Consider the following 14,880-nt stretch of genomic DNA (forward strand, 5'->3'; position numbering starts at 1 on the left):
TATAAACTCTTCTATTAGCAATAAAACAGAATCCAAAACTGTCAATAATTACAAAATATCCAAAATATCCTCTGTATCCAAGTATGCAGCTTAACAATTAGAAGTTTTCTTAAAAATCGAAATAAAACAAAGAAGCTGCCCTTTTTGGACAGCTTCTTTGTTGTTTTATTATATATTGACTGTCTTCTCAAATAGAATTCTTTCTATTCAATAATTGTGTTATTCGATTTACTCGGTTTTCATTTAATGGATAAAAGAATATAAAGACCGCAGATACAAAGGCACCAATAGCTGGAAAGAAACTAAGAAACATCCGAATTCCACTTAGTGTTTCTACACTTTGTGCTTGATTAGCCTGAAAACCATAATAACCTAACAACCATCCTGTCAAAGCTGACCCAAAAGCCCAACCTAATTTTTGACTCATTGACGAAGAACTAAAAATTAATCCAGTAGCACGCCTTCCTGTTCTTATTTCAGAATAATCTACACAATCAGCATACATTGACCATAACAATGGAAAAACTGAACCAGCACAGAAACTGATAATTAGTTGTAAGATAAATATTTCAAAAACACCATGATTAGGTATCCAATAAAAAACTATACTCGCCATACAAGCGACAACCATACTAATCATAAATGTATTTTTCTTACCTATCTGATTGCATATTGGAGCTGCAAGAATTACCCCAAGTAAATTTGCCAACTGACCTAAAGAAAAATAGAGACCGCTAAGCACAAAAGGAATTTGAAAAATTTGTATCTGATTATAAGATCCCTCTTCTACATAATATTTGAAATAATACAATGCAGCACCATCTCTAACTGAATTAAATGCTAATGTAAAAATTCCAGCCCCAGTTAGTATCCACCAAGGTTTATTACGAAGTAGATTTTTAAGATCCTCTTTCAACGCGCCTGTATGATCTGAATCCGAAAAAACTCTTTCCTTCGTCCATAAGAAACACAGAATAAATAACAGAACACTGATAAAAGCAATCACCATTACTGCAATCCTCCAACCATATTCTTGGTCGTTTCCTGACAAATTATTATTTGCAAAATAACTAACTAAGGGATTAAAGAGTAACAAAGTCACGAAGCTACCTAAATATGCAAACGACATTCTGTATGTAGCTAATACGTTCCGAACCTTTGGAGAAGCACTCATAACCCCCAACAACGCTGCATAAGGCACATTGATGAAAGAGTAAACGATCATCATCAGTGAATAGGTCAGATAGGCATATATAATTTTGCCCGAATCACCAAATGACGGCGTATAAAATGTAAACACACCTATTACGCCAAAAGGAAAAGCTGCATATAGTAAATAAGGTCTAAATTTTCCCCATTTAGATTTTGTACGATCGGCGATGATTCCTACAATAGGATCCAAAAAAGAATCCCAAACACGGGTGACAAAAAACATAGTTCCGACGACCTTAGCTTCCATACCAAATACATCGGTATAAAAAAACATAAGGTACATCCCAAACAACTTCCAGAACATAGAAGACGCGGCGTCACCAAATCCATAACCTATTTTTTCTTTTAGGCTTACTTGATCAGAAATCATTCTCATTTTGTTTTATTGGTCTGTAAACTATTGATTCAGGTTTCCTGAAATCAATTGGTTTACTTGTCGTACGGTAGTAGCTGATCGAAATCCATCTGCCGCAGTATGGAGACAATAGTCCAACAAACGATCTATGGAAGAAACAGCAACATGCATACGAGTATCGCTAGATGCATAGTAAATATAAACTTTACCATCGGCATCTGCAATCCAACCGTTACAAAAAAGAACATTTGATACATCCCCTATACGCTCATCACCCTCAGGAGCCATAAAATATCCGCCAGGCTCAGCAATTATTTCGTATGGCTTTTCTAAATTTGTCAAGTATAAATATAACACATAGCGTAATCCTGCTGCACAAGACCGCACCCCATGTGCCAAATGCAACCAGCCCATTGCTGTCCTTAAGGGAGTTGGTCCTTCCCCATTTTTTAATTCTTTAATAGTATGATAACATCTATGATTAATAATAACCTCCCCATGAATATCTATATTTTCTAAAGAATCTACTAATGACCATCCTATGCCAGCACCATTGCCTGCTTCGATGAATCCATCTTGTGGTCTTGTATATAGAGCATACTTACCATCAACATATTCAGGATGCAATACGACATTACGTTGCTGACTCCTAGACTTAATGTCTGCTAATCGCTCCCAATGTATAAGATCTTTAGTACGAACAATCCCTGCAGAGGCAATTGCAGAGGACAAATCTCCGGCTGGAGATCCATGATCCCTCCTTTCGGTGCAAAATATACCGTACACCCAACCATCCTCGTGTAGTGTCAACCTCATATCATACACATTGACATCTGGATCATCTGTCTCTGGTATATTGATAGGATATTGCCAAAATTGAAAGCCATCAATTCCATTTTCACTTTCAGCAATTGCAAAGAATGATTTTCGATCATTGCCTTCTACACGAACAACTAGTAGATAGTTACCCATCCATTTAATAGCTCCTGAATTAAATGTGCTATTAATACCGAATCTTTCCATTAAATATGGATTTCTTTTCCTATCTAAATCATATCGCCAATGTAGAGGGGTATGGTTAGCTGTGATAATTGGGTATTTATACCTTTCGAAAATTCCGTTTCCGGGTAATAAAGGTTTGTTTTTTTGCTGCATAAGAAGCTCATACGCTCTCTCCAATTCGGTTAGCCTCCATTGAAACAAGTCTTCCATTTCGATTTATTTTTTATAAATAATCTAAGATTTTTAGACATAAGAATACCCAGCCATGTGTAATCCACAGCAAGCATATAATACTCTATTTAAAGCCTACTTTATGTTTTTAAGTGAATTTCTAATCAATGTTCCCCACGGCTTCAAGTCTGCCTCCTGCCAATTCATATGAGGCGAATTAGTATCTTTAATCATAGAACAGGTTTCATTTTTATCAGACAGTGACCATGCTACCCATGATATCTTTCTCTCCGTCATGAATTGTTGCCAAATTGACCATTCCTTAACGTCAAGAAATCCATTACCTGTGGCCTCCATTCCTGCACATTCAGAAACAAAAATTGGGATCTGTTTGTTCAATGCATATTTTATTCTATCTCGCAAAAACTGCTTATGAGTAGCGGCGTAGAAATGTACTGTATACATAATATTCTGCTGTCCACGTATTGGGTCATCTGCCACCAAATGAATGTCTTGACACCAATGTGGATTTCCGACCAAAATAACCGCAGATGAATCGATACTGCGAATTGATTGAATAATAGTTTCAGCGTATTTTTTCACCTCTTCCCAGCTATCTCGTTCCGGTTCATTATATATTTCATAAAGTATGTTAGGCACATTTTTGTACTTGGTGGCTACTTTACTAAAAAATGTCATTGCATCATCCGTATATATATGGTGACTATGCCAATCAACAATTACATACATACCATTTTGAATAGCCGCATCGATGACTGTATATAATTTTTCATATGCAAATTCAGGATTTTTCAACAAAGCACCATCTGGTTCCACCCCTATCGCAGCCCTTACCAAATTACAGTTCCAATCCTTATTGAGCCATCCTATTGTTTCTTTATTATAAAAACGAGGCCACCAGTTATGCCAACTTAAACTCACTCCACGTAGCATGATCTCTTCTCCTTTTTGATTCACAAGCTTTGTTCCTTGTACCGATAGACGTCCATTTCTTTCTACAAAATTTACCAGAGGCTCCTCATTATATACTTTCGAACAATTTGCTAAAGCAAGAGAATTTAGTAATGCTAATGTTGTGATAATAACTAAATAGCGCAGTTTAGATTTCATAAGGTAGATTATTTAAGATTTGGCAATTGATCTCTTGTCAACACATTGTCGCTTGCCATAATTTTTTTCCAGTAATTGATATTAGCATGTTGATGGTTGGGTTCATCAAAATTGGCACTATTCGTTTCCAACGTCCTATTGTAATCGTACCAAGGCATTAGCCAAGACCAATATATTCCACTATTCCATTGAGACGTAAAATCTGAAATCGAACCAAATTCACTCAATGTGATAATCTTATCAGAATAATTAGATCTCAAGTAATTATATACTGTAAGAATGGTATTGTTATCCACTCTATTATACAGGTCACAACTTACAATATCAACATAAGCGTCACCTGGATACCATTCCTTATCATTGGTTTCACTAGTCCATACCCATATTAGATTATTCAATCCTTTCGACTGAAAATAGTCAAACATTAAAACCCACAATTTACGATAAGATACAGCATCTTTCGCTCCCCACCAGAACCATTTTCCTGCAGCCTCATGCAACGGTCTCCATAATATTGGTATATTTTTATTTTTTAATAAAACCAATACATCAGCTGCCTTATCCAGATCAGCTTTAATGATCCCATTTTCATACGTACCTTCTTCTACCGCTTTCGATATATCAAAAGAAGTTTCCTTGGTATAGAATTTATAATCTGAACTTCCATTAGTAGCGGGCACATTCCAATGCCACATCAACGTAACTACTCCATTAGCATTCCACCAATTTTCTAATACTTTGGTGTCACTATAATTAATCCAGCTAGCTGGAGAAGCGTATAAATGCAATATATCAAACCCATTTAGTGCTGGATATTTACCTGTATGCTTGAAAATCCATTCTGCTTCATTTGTATTCCAACTGACATTTGCCATTGCCCCTGTCAATGTTTTCTTTCCAAAATTTTCTCTCAAAAAACCATACAATTTTTCCGCTTGAGGAGATGCGCTTGATACAACTAATTTTGACTTTACAGATTGATCTGTGCCTTCCTTTGTTTGGAATGAGACAGTGATAGCGTCGGCAAATAATCCCGTTGGTCCCTTTATGGCATTATTAGCTATTTTTAATGTGTAAGAAGTAGATTTTAATAGTGGAACAGTTATTTTTAAATCTTTGAATGCTGCTACTACATTCGACAATTTGTCGCCATTTAATGTTATTGCGTCATTGTTGGCCAAAACAATATTTTGATCAAAAACCAAAGTAATAGTTTGAGCCCCAAACGAGACATCTTGTGCACCACTCTGTATCGATGATTGAATGAACAGTGGTCTTGTACCAATCTGTCTATCATCAATTGATTCAGAACTTGAACAGCCAAATATTGACAACTGATTAAACACAATTAGGATTAAAACAAATAATCTCATTAGCATAGGATATTACTATCAATAAGCAGAGGAATAGAGTTTCCTATTCCTCTCGCTTAATTATTTATTTAATCTTTTCAAAACGAACATTATCAATACACATATTAACAAAACCAGCTTCACCGTTAGTCGCTAGACCGAAATCTTGCGTAATATTTTGTACACTTGGCAATTGCTTGGTCCCTGTTCCGTTACCATCTTTAAAATTTGTCAACGGTATGGTTACGGTATACCATCCTCCCTTATTTTGAAATCCTGGAATAATTGCCCAAAAATCTCCATCAGATCCATTCAGTCTAAATTTGAATTCTTGAGTTGTATTTCCCAATACATTTACATCCATCTTTATTGCCCATTCAGCTACTGTCACACCCGATGTTTTAAAATCATTTTGACTATTTCTCCAGAAGAAATCAGCCCAACCAGCAGGAAGATTTTGATTAATTCTAAAATAACTTCCGCTCATCGATAAGCTAGATTGATTCTCCATAGCTCCAAAACTTCCCCACCACGAGTTTTTGCCATCAAAATCATAGAAAACATAACTTTGATCTACAACAGGATCTGTTCCAGATATCACAAAAGTAGTAGAAACCACTTCTTTATTATCAAAGGTCATCAATCTCAACGTGACATTGCCTTTTGCAGCATTCGCTGGTACATACACTTGAATCAATGTCTCGCTTCGTGATACATATTGAGTTGCTTTAACATTATTTTGGAAATAAATACTTTCGACTAAATGTAACTTCGTACCTTCAATTCGAAGTAGATCACCTGGTTTGACTGGACTTGTAATCTTTGTAATAACTGGGATATTAGGAGATGTAACAGTCAAACTAGTACTCGAAATTACCTCTGAACTATTAGACGTAATCAACTTTATCACCCCCGATTCTGCGGTCATAGGAATATTGATACGAATAGTAGTTGGTGAATTTGCTACAACATTACTTACAATTTGATTACCTCCAAACACGATACTGCGCACCAAATCCAAATTAGTACCTGTTATTGTAATTTGTTCTCCAGCCATGAGTGTCGTAGGGCTAAAAGATGAGATGGTTGGCAAGATCGTATTTACCTGCGCTGTAACAGTTTTTCCTGAATTAGTATTCAAGGTCATTACCCCTGATTTCGCATTTAATGGTACAGTAACAAGAATCGAATTCTCCTTTTTCTCAGTAATACTACCTTCTACATCTCCAGCAAACACAATAGATGTTACTAAATCCAAATGCGTGCCTTCTATTTTTAATGAAGTCCCATTTTTAATAGGATTTGGAGTTACCTCAGTTATTGCAGGGCTAATTAATTTTAACACTGTGGACTCTACTTCAACACCAGAGAATGCTATTAATTTTATCACCCCCTCTTTTACCATTTCAGGAACTGAAACCTTGATTTCTGTATGTGATTCGTTGACTGCAAATGTTGATGAAGTGATATTATCAGAGAATAGAATACTTTCTACCAACTGAAAATTCGATCCCTTAATTGTTAACTCCTGTTCTGGTTTGACTGGATTAGGAGCAACAGATGTTAACGTAGGTAACGTTACATTTAATTCTGTTTCGGAGAAAATAACAATTGGAATTTCGGCACCATTTGAAATACTAATTTTTCCAGATTTAGCCTCTTTCGGAACAACCACTTCAATTTTACCTCTCGTGCGAGATTTGAAATCAGCAAAAGCTACTACCGCATCTTGCGTAAAGATTACTTCATTGATAAGATTGAGGTAATCGCCTTCGATAGTCATTATATCTCCAGCTTTGACAACAGCTGGACTAACTTTGTTAATAACAATCGGTTCAGAAAAAGTCAAAGGAGTCTTTGTAAATATCTCACCGTCAGGATATTTTAATGTTATAGGTCCAGGCACTGCATCTTGAGGAATCTGAATACGAATCTCCTCACTACTAACACGTTGAATATCCGTAATTTCTAACCCTTGGGCAAGCTGAACAGATGTAATCTTATCCAAATTTTTTCCAATAAATTTTATTTCGCCCCCCCTCAATACTGGTGAAGGACCAAATACTTCCAATTGGACAGTATCGACACTTACTTCATCTTTCTCACAGGCAGAAAACAAACTAACTGCAATAAGAATAAATACAAATAGTTTAGTCGATAAACCATTCTTTATAGTATGTAACATATCTTTATTCATTAAATAAATCACCTATTGTGGCACTACACGCAAATTGTCTATCAAAATAACTGGATTACAGTCTGTACCAACATAGGGTAATCCTCTATTAGCTAAGAAAATGTTAAGGTTGTCGAACCCTGCAGGAATTTCAGCCAAAGCTGTACCTGCTCCATTATATTTAAATTCTGAAATAGGTATAGAAACAGTAACCCAACCATCTGTTTGATAGTCTCCTGTATTACGCCAAGGCATCCAAATGCCTCTTGGCTTAGCATCTTCATACAAAGGTCCGTTGGTAGCCCCTGCACCCGCAAAAATAAATGACAATCCTATGGCGCTCCACTTCGCTGGTACATTAGCTTCGAACTTCATTACAGCGGTCGCTGGATCGATGGTAAATATATTACCTGTATGTCCATTCTCATTTCCCCAATAATGACTCAATGCCTCACTTTCGCTACCAGCAGTCCATTCGCCTGGACTAGTAAATGAACCTGACAGTTTCAGATATTTGCCGGATAATATATACGCAGGATCTTCTTCCAATCGTCCAGTCCTTCCCCAGCTGTTTACAATTGGGAAATCTGCATCATAATTAGTAATCATCCCCCGTGTATCTCGAAAATGGAAAGTAGAGCGAGTAGATCCATATCTTGATTCCACGGCTATAGGTCCCTCTGTCGCTCCTGCTGGTACTACAACTTTTATCTCCGTCGGAGAATGTGATACAACCTGTGTTGCCTTGATATTTGGAGTAAATATGACTGTCGGAGTTTCTGAACCTGATACTGGCAAAAAATAATTACCACGTATAGTGGCTACATCTCCCGCATTTACGTATTCACATAGCATTTCCACAACAGCAGGTTTAGGAACAAGTATATTAAAATCATATCCTAAAGTATCCGCTTTAGACTTATTAATAAAGTAGATCTTATCTGTAACCAATGATGGAATTTCTTTGGGTACAGAAATTATGATAACATTATCGGTAATCAAACTGGTATTCAAAATACCCTTTTGGTCATTGAACCATACCTCAGACACCGAAGTAAGATTTTCCCCAACAATAGCAATACTATTCCCTAAGAATGCACTAGTCAATAACGAATCACTCACATTAGCATCCGGCATTCTTACATAACGAATATCTGGTGAACCTTCTGTTAATTGAAATCTCTGATCGTCCTTTTTACAGGATTCTAATGTGATCAAACTAAATAGAACTAGCGTACAAATCAGCCCATTCAATATTTTATATTTTGTTCTCATTTATTTCTAAGTTTTAGATTAATAACTAATTGTGCTAAAATCAAACTTCACTGGATCTTTCAAAAGATTTGGATTCATTGACAAATCTGTATCTGGAAATGGTAATGAAAAATGTGCATCAGTGATATTAGGAATTGGAGCCGTTCCATCATAGCGCGTATTTGCTGGATTCAAAACACCTGTTTGATAAAAATCGTCCAAACCAATAAATGCTCCGCGTTTCTGAGATTTTAATTCAGCTATGGCAGCTTGAGGAGCATAATAGTGCCAACGTACATAATCGTACCAACGGTCACCTTCACATGCCAACTCTAATCTCCGCTCGATCCAGATATCACGCCAAGTATAACTCGTACGTATCGCTGTAAAACCTGCTCGTGCTCGTACTTTATTGTAGCACTCTAATCCTTTAGCATTTGTAGTAGAATTGCCATTTCCTAAAACAGCTTCTGCATAAATCAAGTAAACATCCGCAAGTCGCAAAAGATGCGTGCTCAGACTAGTAGCCATATTGGCCATACTAGTACCTGTTCCCAGTACATGATCATTATTATTACCGACAATATTCTTAACACTATTAGATCCTGTAGGAGATCTAAATTCGCCTGTAGTATTGATACTGAAGTCCGAATAATCAAAACCTCCCTTATCTGCCCAAAAATATTCGTATTTATCCGAATACATCATCATAGTAGCTTTGCGACGGCGATCAGTATTGTTGCGAGTTAATGAGAGTGGTGTCTCACCAAAAGCTTCTTGCAAGTCAGCAGATGGGCCATTCCAGTCACCCCAACTATCTCCAAATTCCGAAAACCCTGTCAGTGCCAAATCCGATTGCAATGTATTTTGAGATGTCCAATTATTGGATACTACCCAGTGCCATGCTAATAAACTTTCGGAAGAAAAATTATTTTTCAATCTGAAAATATCGGAATACACAGGTAGTAATGTTCTACCACTTTCATCAATAACTTTTAATGCATACTCCGCAGCCTTATCCAGGTCACCTTGATCTCGAACACCACTTTGTCCATATCCAGATTTTGTCAAGTAAACCTTAGATAGTAAGCCATAAGCTGAATATTTATCTATGCGACCGTCACGATTTTTAGAAGGTAGCCATTCAATAGCCTGCTCCAATGTCATTATGATATAGCTATATATGTCTTCCACAGGTGCTTTATAAAAACTGTTATAATTACCTGAAGATATCTCTTCCGAATTTCTATGAATTATTGGAACTGCCCCAAAGGTTCTTACTAAATAAAAATAAGTCATAGCTTTCCATACTAATGCCTCCCCTTTGACTGTCTTTTTCGCCAAATCAGATACATTGGGACCTGATTTCATATCAACATTTTCAATAATTCCATTGCAATATGCATTTACAGACCAAAGTGATGCGGACATATTCACCAAATCTTGATCCGTCGAATTAATCGTAAATGTCATATATGGTGACGACCCCCAGTAATAATTGCCGGACAACACCTCTCCTACTTTGAAGAAGCCACGTTGAAAGTCGTACCATGGAGAATTGTAAATAGGATTTACGGATTGATAACATTGTTCATCTGTCTGATAAAAAATATCAATCGTATAACTATCAATTGTAGGCCGTTCTAAAAAATCTCCACAAGATGTTACAAAAATTGAAAACCAGGTGATCAACAAAAATTTTGTAGTATATATTAATTTTTTCATGAGTTTCATAGTTGGTGTTAGAATGATAGATTAATACCTGCTGAATAAACTCTAGGTGATGGATAACGACCGTTATCCAAGCCATACACATTAGGACTTGCTGTACTTACGCCGATCTCAGGATCATAACCTTTATATGCAGTGAAGGTGTGTAAATTTTGGACATTTATATACAGACGTACTTGATCAACTTTCCATTTTTGAATTAGCGATTTAGGTAGTGTATATCCCAATGCTATATTTCTGACACGTAAATACGAACCATCTTCAATATAGCGATCACTGATGCGATCATTATCATTCGGATCATTATGTATTGCTCGAGGAATCTTTGTATCAGGATTTTTCACCTGCAAATTCGAAATATCCTCAAACCAATTATTTACAGTCACTCCATTGACTGTCGAAGGATAGGTTTTTGAAGGATTAATTTGCTCCAATAAAGCACGATCATTTACTATACTTAATTGATTATTCCAACCGCTTGTCATATCGGATAAATCATTAGAAGCATAATTCATTACTTTATTGCCATAAGTTCCGTTTAAAAAGATATTTAAATCGAAATTCTTATAATTAAAGGTATTATTAAATCCAAAAGTAAATTTTGGCATTGGTGAACCAATATTTGTTCGGTCATATGTATTTATTACACCATCGGGTACACCATCAGGACCACTCAAATCAGCATATTTCAAATCCCCTACCCAGGTTGTATTACTTCGATTAAATACACCATTGGATGGATATTTTTCTGCTTTTGGAGAATTTTGCAAATCCTCCAGGTTTCTGTATACACCTATCACTTGATAGCCGTAAAAATTATATAACGGCTCTCCGACTTTCGTCACAGTTACAACATCACTCCATTGTCCATATCCCTCGATATGTGCTGAAGCTGTACCATCTAATGCCACTAATTTATTTTTATTAAAACTAATCTGAAAATCTGTACTCCATTGGAAATCTCCCTTTAGATTCTTAGTGTTCAATGCAAACTCTAATCCCTTGTTATTGATGGACCCATAATTTCCCATAGGTGACGCTAATGCAGAAGATGCATTTCCCCTTGTACCCATATAGGATGGTAATTGCAATGACATCAACATATCATTGGAAGTTTTATCATATGCATCTGCCGTCAAATTCACACGACCATTCCAAAAAGATAAATCTAACCCGAAGTTCCACTGTTCTTGTGTCTCCCATTGAATGTAAGGATTAGCAATATTCGATTGTCTATAACCTGGACCTAAGCCTGTTGGCATCGTTGATATACTTGATCCCCACAAATAAGAGCCAATGTTTGAATTCCCTGTTTGCCCCCAACCTACTCGAATCTTACCATCGGACAGGATAGAATTGTCAGATTTAAAGATTTCTTCATTCGTAAAACGCCATGATGCTGCAAAAGATTGGAAATTAGCCCATCTATTTTTAGGACCAAAATTTGAAGATCCGTCACGACGATAAGTATAAGTCGCCATATAACGGTCAGCATAATTGTACATAAAACGTCCAAAAAAAGACGACATAGCCGAACTACCAAATCCTGAATTAATCTGTGGATCTATACCTAATCGCGGATTTTTCACATCATTCGACGGTAAGTTTGTTGCACTGATTCGCATGTGTTCATACGATGATTCCCAAGCTTCTTGCCCAATCATTGCATTCAAATTATGCGATTTGCCAAATGTTTTGGTATAGGTCAAATAGTTCTTTAACTGCCAAAATTTATTGTTATTTCGTTGCCAAGCACTTGAATTTATTGTTCTATTCCAATTTCCCAATTTCAGAGTAGGCTCAAACAGTTCAGCTCTCGAACCACCAATATCAAAGCCTAACTCTGTGTGCCAAACCAAATTTTTCAAAATGGTTAAATCAGCGAATATGCTACCATTCAATTTGGTACGAGCTAACAAGATATCATCACTTAATGCTTTCGCTATTGGATTCAATGTGGTATATCCTTCCCGTACAACACTGGCATAATTTCCATCAATATCATAAATAGGGATATCAGGAGGAGTCATTAAAGAAAATTTCACAATCCCCTGATCACTATCTACCAAATTGAGACGCTCATCAGTAGATGAATACATCACATTAGTACCCAATTTAAACCAACTTTTTAATTGTGCATCAAGATTAGATCGAAATGCATACCTGTTGAAATTAGTTCCGATTACTGTACCTTCTTGATCCATATAAGAGCCCGATACATAATATTTTACAGATTCTGTACCACCTTGTGCAGCTAATTGATGCTGTTGCATCAATCCTTTCTGAAAGATCGCTTCCTGCCAATTCGTCCCCTCACCTAATAAAGAAGGATCTAAAAACTCAGGTCGATTATCTCGAGAATTAACCTCGCCAGCCATATCATTGCTAAACTGAGCAAATTCCCTCAAATTCATCATATTCAGTCTACCAATCTGATTTTGAAGAGCAGACATGCCCTCATAGCTGAATTTAGCCTGACCAGCACGACCTCTCTTAGTTGTTATCAAAACCACACCATTTGCACCCTGCGCACCATAAATAGCTGTAGCAGAAGCATCTTTCAATATTTCCATTGATAAAATATCGGCGGGATTAATGGTTGAAAGCGGTGAAATTGTAGAAGCAGTACCATTTCCCAATGCGTCGCCTATACCAAAATCGTGTCCGTTAGTTCCTCCTCCCTGAATAATAACACCGTCAATAACATACAATGGCTCAGCTTTAGAGTTGATGGTCGCTTGTCCCCTCACCCGTACAGAGACAGAAGATCCTGGGGCACCCGAAGTAGATACCGTAGCAACTCCAGCTGCTCTACCTTGCAATGCTTGATCCAAATTCGTAATCACCGAACCTTTAAGCTTTTCTTCGCCTAATGTGACGGAAGCTCCCGAAACATCACTTTTTTTGACAGTACCATACCCAATAGCTACAACTTCTTCTAACGTATTTTCACTAGAAGAAAGTTCAACATTGAGAACAGCATTGGTCACTAAAACTTCTTTAGTAATCATCCCGACATAGGAAAATACAAGCGTACTTCCACGAGTAGTCGTCAAAGTATATTGACCGTTTTGATTGGAAAAAACACTGCTTCCGGTGCCTTTAACTTTTACGGATACCCCTGATAACGTTTCACCTCCATCTATGTTTGAGACCTTCCCCGTGACCTGCATAGTTTGAGCCTTTGATTGAAATGGAAGCACCAAAAAAATCAACAATAAGTAGTACAATTTATTCATAAATAAATGTTTAGATTGGCAGAAAATATCAATTTGATATTTTCATTAAGTATTTCAGTTATAATTGTCTAATTTATTCTTTGTCAAATATCAGCACACCACTTTCAATCGAAAGTCAAGAAGGGTCTTAGTAAATGACAAAATGTAAAATGCTATTCTGGTAAATTTTTATTTATTAAAATTGGTTATGCTATTTCAAAATTAAGGTTATAGCGCAGTAGTTATGTAATACTTTTTTATCTTTTAATCACACATTTCAAACCAAATTATCATCCTGTATATAATAAATGGATACTTAATAAAATATTTTTTTATCATCGGCACCCTACAGTAAGTTTATAAGTAAAACTTATGATCCCTAAATTTATTCCTAAATTCAGATGGAGTGCCCCCTCTCTTCTTCAAGAATATTCTATTAAAATTAGATAAATTATTAAACCCATTAGCTAATGCTATTTCAGCTATACTATGTGTGGTATCTACTAACATTCGACTAGCGTGACCTAGTCGAATATCGTTTAATGTATCAATAAAAGTTCTTCCTGTACGTTGTTTCAAAAATCGACTTACAGAAACCTCTGTCATGCCTATTAAGTTACCTACCTCCTTTAATGAGATGTCGCGTCGGTAATTCTCCATGAGCAATTGAATTATTTTGTTAATTCTTCGACTGTCGTAATCTTGTAAATTATTATGAAATGACCTACTCGACAATGCTCTATAATCAATCGATTTCGATAATTTATAAAGTATCTCAAAAAGTTTGATTACCGCATAAAACCCCTCTCTCTCCTTTGGCAAGTCAAGTAATAATGATTTGATGTCTTTGATCGTTGATTTTGAAAAAGTGACACCATACTTAGCTTTTTCAAATAATTTCTTGATAGAAATAAATTGGTTCTTGGATAGAATCTGACTATTTAATAAATCAGCATGAAACTGAATCGTAATTTCCTTAATCTTTGGTGATGTACAATTATGAATGAACCAACCATGTTCTAAATCCGCATTAGCAATGAGGCTTAATTCTATGTCTTCTATTTCTTCTATACTATCCCCGACAATACGTTGTGCACCTTTAGCGTCTTCAATAAAATTAAGTTCATATTCAGCATGTACGTGCAAAGGAAAATCAAAATTAGATTTTTCCCGTACAAATACCATAAAGCAATCCTCCTCCAATAGCGGAGTTGTTTCCCGTAGAATTGATACCGGCATAAATTCATAGATTGGTTATTTAAATATAAGCAATCTATG

The 14,880-nt window shown here is 36.2% G+C and carries 9 protein-coding genes; all 9 read right to left on the reverse strand.

Translation table 11 applies throughout. The features are described 5' to 3' along the window. Positions 1 to 187 precede the first annotated feature (187 nt). The 9 genes from IPZ78_RS08340 to IPZ78_RS08380 all read right to left on the reverse strand — a co-directional run bounded on the left by IPZ78_RS08340 (position 188) and on the right by IPZ78_RS08380 (position 14,841). Positions 188 to 1,588 carry an MFS transporter gene (locus IPZ78_RS08340; protein ID WP_225552616.1) on the reverse strand — a complete coding sequence of 467 codons (1,401 nt, stop codon included), beginning with the start codon at positions 1,586 to 1,588 and terminating at the stop codon, positions 188 to 190. Positions 1,589 to 1,609: 21 nt separating this feature from the next. Then, positions 1,610 to 2,779, reverse strand: a complete 1,170-nt coding sequence (locus IPZ78_RS08345) for a glycoside hydrolase family 130 protein (RefSeq protein ID WP_317197574.1) — start codon at positions 2,777 to 2,779, stop codon at positions 1,610 to 1,612. A 96-nt stretch (positions 2,780 to 2,875) separates the two neighbouring features. Beyond that, complete coding sequence (locus tag IPZ78_RS08350) at positions 2,876 to 3,871, reverse strand: glycoside hydrolase family 5 protein (protein ID WP_225552619.1); 996 nt, start codon at positions 3,869 to 3,871, stop codon at positions 2,876 to 2,878. Between the two features lie 8 nt (positions 3,872 to 3,879). Continuing rightward, the gene (locus IPZ78_RS08355) at positions 3,880 to 5,244 is read right to left on the reverse strand and encodes a glycosyl hydrolase (RefSeq protein WP_225552621.1); all 1,365 of its coding nucleotides are present in this window, start codon (positions 5,242 to 5,244) and stop codon (positions 3,880 to 3,882) included. Positions 5,245 to 5,308: 64 nt separating this feature from the next. After that, entirely contained in the window at positions 5,309 to 7,408 is a 2,100-nt protein-coding gene (locus IPZ78_RS08360) for a glycan-binding surface protein (protein WP_225552623.1), read from the reverse strand. Positions 7,409 to 7,432: 24 nt separating this feature from the next. Beyond that, positions 7,433 to 8,674, reverse strand: a complete 1,242-nt coding sequence (locus IPZ78_RS08365) for a glycan-binding surface protein (RefSeq protein WP_225552625.1) — start codon at positions 8,672 to 8,674, stop codon at positions 7,433 to 7,435. Between the two features lie 18 nt (positions 8,675 to 8,692). Further along, positions 8,693 to 10,378, reverse strand: a complete 1,686-nt coding sequence (locus IPZ78_RS08370) for a RagB/SusD family nutrient uptake outer membrane protein (protein WP_225552627.1) — start codon at positions 10,376 to 10,378, stop codon at positions 8,693 to 8,695. Between the two features lie 17 nt (positions 10,379 to 10,395). Beyond that, complete coding sequence (locus IPZ78_RS08375; protein ID WP_225552629.1) at positions 10,396 to 13,623, reverse strand: SusC/RagA family TonB-linked outer membrane protein; 3,228 nt, start codon at positions 13,621 to 13,623, stop codon at positions 10,396 to 10,398. A 336-nt stretch (positions 13,624 to 13,959) separates the two neighbouring features. Beyond that, positions 13,960 to 14,841, reverse strand: coding sequence for an AraC family transcriptional regulator (locus IPZ78_RS08380; protein ID WP_225552631.1), 882 nt, complete (start codon positions 14,839 to 14,841; stop codon positions 13,960 to 13,962). Positions 14,842 to 14,880 lie beyond the last annotated feature (39 nt).

Source organism: Sphingobacterium bovistauri (assembly GCF_020295405.1).
Lineage (GTDB): Bacteria > Bacteroidota > Bacteroidia > Sphingobacteriales > Sphingobacteriaceae > Sphingobacterium > Sphingobacterium bovistauri.